The 3,712-nt window shown below is 34.4% G+C and carries 7 protein-coding genes; all 7 read right to left on the bottom strand.

Going from position 1 to position 3,712, the window contains the following annotated elements; all coding sequences use genetic code 11:
* On the bottom strand, positions 1–584 hold a 584-nt coding region (locus ACY2V1_RS07810; RefSeq protein ID WP_461834236.1), incomplete at its 3' end, for a 4-hydroxy-3-methylbut-2-enyl diphosphate reductase.
* Positions 581–1,585: a tRNA dihydrouridine synthase gene (locus ACY2V1_RS07805; protein WP_461834235.1), complete on the bottom strand. Its 1,005-nt coding sequence runs from the start codon at positions 1,583–1,585 to the stop codon at positions 581–583. The genes ACY2V1_RS07805 and ACY2V1_RS07810, both read right to left, overlap by 4 nt.
* Before the next feature lie 3 nt (positions 1,586–1,588).
* Positions 1,589–1,885, bottom strand: a complete 297-nt coding sequence (locus ACY2V1_RS07800) for a hypothetical protein (protein WP_461834234.1) — start codon at positions 1,883–1,885, stop codon at positions 1,589–1,591.
* Positions 1,882–2,301 (bottom strand): hypothetical protein, encoded by a 420-nt coding sequence (locus ACY2V1_RS07795; RefSeq protein ID WP_461834233.1) that lies wholly within the window; start codon positions 2,299–2,301, stop codon positions 1,882–1,884. The genes ACY2V1_RS07800 and ACY2V1_RS07795 overlap by 4 nt, the downstream gene beginning before the upstream one ends.
* Before the next feature lie 14 nt (positions 2,302–2,315).
* Positions 2,316–2,636, bottom strand: coding sequence for a hypothetical protein (locus ACY2V1_RS07790; RefSeq protein WP_461834232.1), 321 nt, complete (start codon positions 2,634–2,636; stop codon positions 2,316–2,318).
* Positions 2,637–2,647: 11 nt separating this feature from the next.
* Entirely contained in the window at positions 2,648–3,373 is a 726-nt protein-coding gene (locus ACY2V1_RS07785; protein ID WP_461834231.1) for a flagellar basal body-associated FliL family protein, read from the bottom strand.
* A 194-nt stretch (positions 3,374–3,567) separates the two neighbouring features.
* Positions 3,568–3,712, bottom strand: a 145-nt coding sequence (locus tag ACY2V1_RS07780; protein ID WP_461834237.1) for a sigma-70 family RNA polymerase sigma factor, incomplete at its 5' end; no start/stop codon positions are given.

Below are 3,712 nucleotides of genomic sequence, written 5' to 3'. Positions count from 1 at the left end.
GCATCACAGATGGTATCCAAGATAGGAAAATCCTTCCCAAATTTATTTTTAAGTAATTTCACTATTTCCATAAATTCTTGTCTTTGTTGTGTGGTTTGAGAGGCCAAAAAATAACTTTTAAAAGGATCTAAGTCTATTTTTTTTAATTCATCAAGAGAAGAAAAAACCACGCTCTTATTTTGGGCATGACTTAAAAGCCCTTTTACCTCTGGATGATCCTTTTCTCCATAGAGGAGTAAAATCCTGTCTACAGAATATTTTTCAATCAATCTTTGTGCCTTTTTTACCTTTGGACATGTTGCGTCAATTATTACTGCACCCTTTTCTTCTATTTTTTTGTATAATCCTCTGGGTATGCCATGGGCACGGACAACCACCAGATCTTCAGGTTTAATAATGGATAAATCTTCTATTGCAACGACACCATTTTTTGCGTACTTATCCACTACCTGAGGGTTGTGGATTATAGGTCCCAAGGTATATATTTTTTTTGAAGAATATTTTAAAATGGCCTCATCTAATTTTTTTAAGGCCAGTGCCACTCCCATACAAAAGCCAGCCCGTTTTCCCCTAATAATATTCACAAAACATCCTCCTCTACCCTTTGAAGTAATCTATTCACATCTTCCCATGAATTAACTTTTACAGCCATTTCTCTGTAGAATTTAGACCTGTTAAATCCCCTCAAATATCTAGCAAGTATCCCTCTTAACCTGAATATGGGATTTTTATCCCTTCCATATTTTTTTATTAATTCTATATGTGTCTTAATTACATCAATTTTTAATAACCTGTAATTTATTTCATCTTGTTTTTCCTCTTTCACTATTAAATCCTGAACGTTCAACATTGAACACTTTTTTAACAACATCTTATACTCTTTAAAAACCAAGGGATTTTTAAGTGCACCCCTGGCAAACATAATACTATCTGCGTTTGTCTTGGAAATGCAATTTAGTGCGTCTTCAGCAGAAAATATATCGCCTGATGCTATTACTGGTACATCTGTATTTTCCTTTAATTTCTTTATACATTCCCACTTTGCTTTTCCTGAAAATCCTTGTTTGGCATATCTTGGATGAAAACTTATCCATGCAATATTTAGTTTACTTGCCATCTCACCAATTTGAAGATAAACAGGGCTCTCCTTATTCCATCCCAGTCTAATTTTCACACCAACTCTATTTTCTCCAGCTGCATCTATCATACTCATTAAGATACTTTTGAGTCTTTTAAGATCTTTGAGCAGGGCAGCACCTCCACCTGTCTTTGTGACCTTTTTAACAGGACACCCTGCGTTTAGGTCAAAATATTTGTATCCTTTTTTTTGCAGAATAGAAACAGCATTGCCAATACATCTTGGATCTTCACCAAAGAGTTGCACAATCAAAGGGGAATCTTGTTCTGTTGTTTCTAAATACTTCATGGTGTTATCAAAATTATAAAATAGTCCTTTTGCACTCACCATTTCTGTGACTGCAACACTACAACCTTGTTTTCTACAAACCAGTCGAAAAGGAAGATCACTAAACCCTGAAAGGGGAGCAAGCCACGGATGATAGGGGGATATTACCATCTCTGTCATAGATTAGATGTAGAGACTTATACCTTTATCAGAGTCTTTTGTATGTTTTAAAATAATATGGGGATAAAGTTGTTTTACCTCTAATAACACAAATTCACCAGGCAATAAATTTTCTTTAAGTAAAGCAATTAATTTTACATCATCTATTTGAATAATTGCCCTTTTTTTGTCTAAAAGCTTTAATACCTTTGCCCTCAATCTATCGCCAATTCTATACCTCTTTCTAAATTTTTTTACCCTCGCCTCATCTGGGGCAAAGTATATATAATTGTTTATATTCCTTTGTCTATTAATTCTCATTCGTTTTCTTGCTCCAAAATCCACTCAATTTCTTCAATACTAAGTCCAGTCCTTCTTGCAAGAGACTCACAGCTAAGTCCCTTTTTATAGCCTTTTACTATTATTTCTTTTAAAACCTTTGGAGAGTTAGATGCTTCCTCAAGTTGTTTTAACACTTCTTTTGCTTCACTAAGTTTTTTTTCTAATTTTGAATGCAGCAACGCAAGCTGCCGTTGCCTCTCTTCAAAGCTCTTAACAAGTTCTTTTTCAATTTGCTCATTAAAAGTAAGTTTGTCTAACAGTTCTTTTTGGGATTGTTTCAATCTCAACATGAAATCTTCAGATTTTTTTAGCCTATAAAAAATAAAAATAATTGTTGTAAGCAAAAATACTTCTATTATTGTTGATAATACCAATAAATATACAGGAATATGCATCTTATCTGCCCATATCAAACCTTTATATCCACAAACCTTCCCATCTTTAAATCCTTTAATTCTTGGCCTTCTTCATTCTTTTCACTCTCTTCCTTGTTTTTCTTCTGTCTTTCTTTCCCATGTCGACCCTTTCTTTGTCTATCATCACCAACCTTTTGAAACTCGCCACCCTTAGCTGACTCTTCTATTTCTTTTGGAACCTTATCTTGTTTTTTATCAATTTCCCTCTGCAGACCTTCCTGGAGATTAAAAGGCCCTTTTTGGATATCCCCTTGCATTTTCTGTACACGCGGAACTTGAGAAATTATAACTGAAAAGTCAAAATTACCAACCATTTTTATACCTTTTATTCAAGCAAATAATCTTTTAAATAAATCTCCTTTATTTTCCCATAAACAAGATATTGATTAATTATCGAGAGTATATCCCTTTTTAGCACAGGAATATTTTCTTTTTTTAAAAAGAACTCAATTTTTTTATTCTTTAAATAATAATATAAAGCATCTCTAATAACTATCCTCTTTCTTGTTAATTCCCAATTAAGTCTACTCTCTTCATAAGATAATATCAACACAATATGGAGATACCTATGGCCATTTTTTACTGGATAATCAACCCAAAAAGGTCTTAAGGTAAGCTGAATCATTTTTGGCTTTGGAGGTGGTGGTTCTTCCTTTACTTCAATTTTTTTTTCTGGGACATTTTTCTCTTCTTTTGGTGGCTGTTTTTTCTCCCCTTTTAAAAACAAAAAGATTATCAAACCAGCAACTACCAGTATTCCTACTGCAGCTCCTAGCAAAATTATCTTTTTTCGCTTTGCTTTTGAACCTTCTGTCTCCTCTTCTTTAGCCTCTTCTTCCTTGCCCCCTTTTGCCTCGGGCTCTTTCTTTTCTTCTTCCTCCTCCACTTTATTTTTTTCAACCTCTTCTTCTAAAAATGGGGCGTCATCTAAGTCTAACTCTACTTTTTGTTCAGCCTTTGATGAATCTTTCTTCTCCTCATTATCTCCCACGTCATCTAAATCTGCATCTATCTCTTTTGCGTCAAGCTCTAATTCCTTTTCCTCTGCCATGTTTTACCCTATTTTAAAAGTTCTAGGTTCGTGGTTAGTGGTATAGTGGTTATTGGTGTATTGGTTCACTGATTTTCCCTCTTTCTAATCACGAATCACTGTTCACGGTTATTAGTGTATTGGCACCTCGTCCACTCATCCACCCGTCAACCCATTCACCCATTCACCCGTCAACCCATCAACATAAACAAAACCTAACTCCTCGAACCCAATATTTTCCTTAATTTCTTAATTGCCTGGGAATGGAGTTGTGAAACCCTTCCTTCTGTTATATTTAAAACCTCAGCCACTTCCTTCATTGTTAGTTCTTCTACATAATAAAGGGATAATACTAACTGT

The organism is Desulfothermus sp., assembly GCF_053993635.1.
This window is presented reverse-complemented; position numbering and strand designations above follow the sequence as displayed.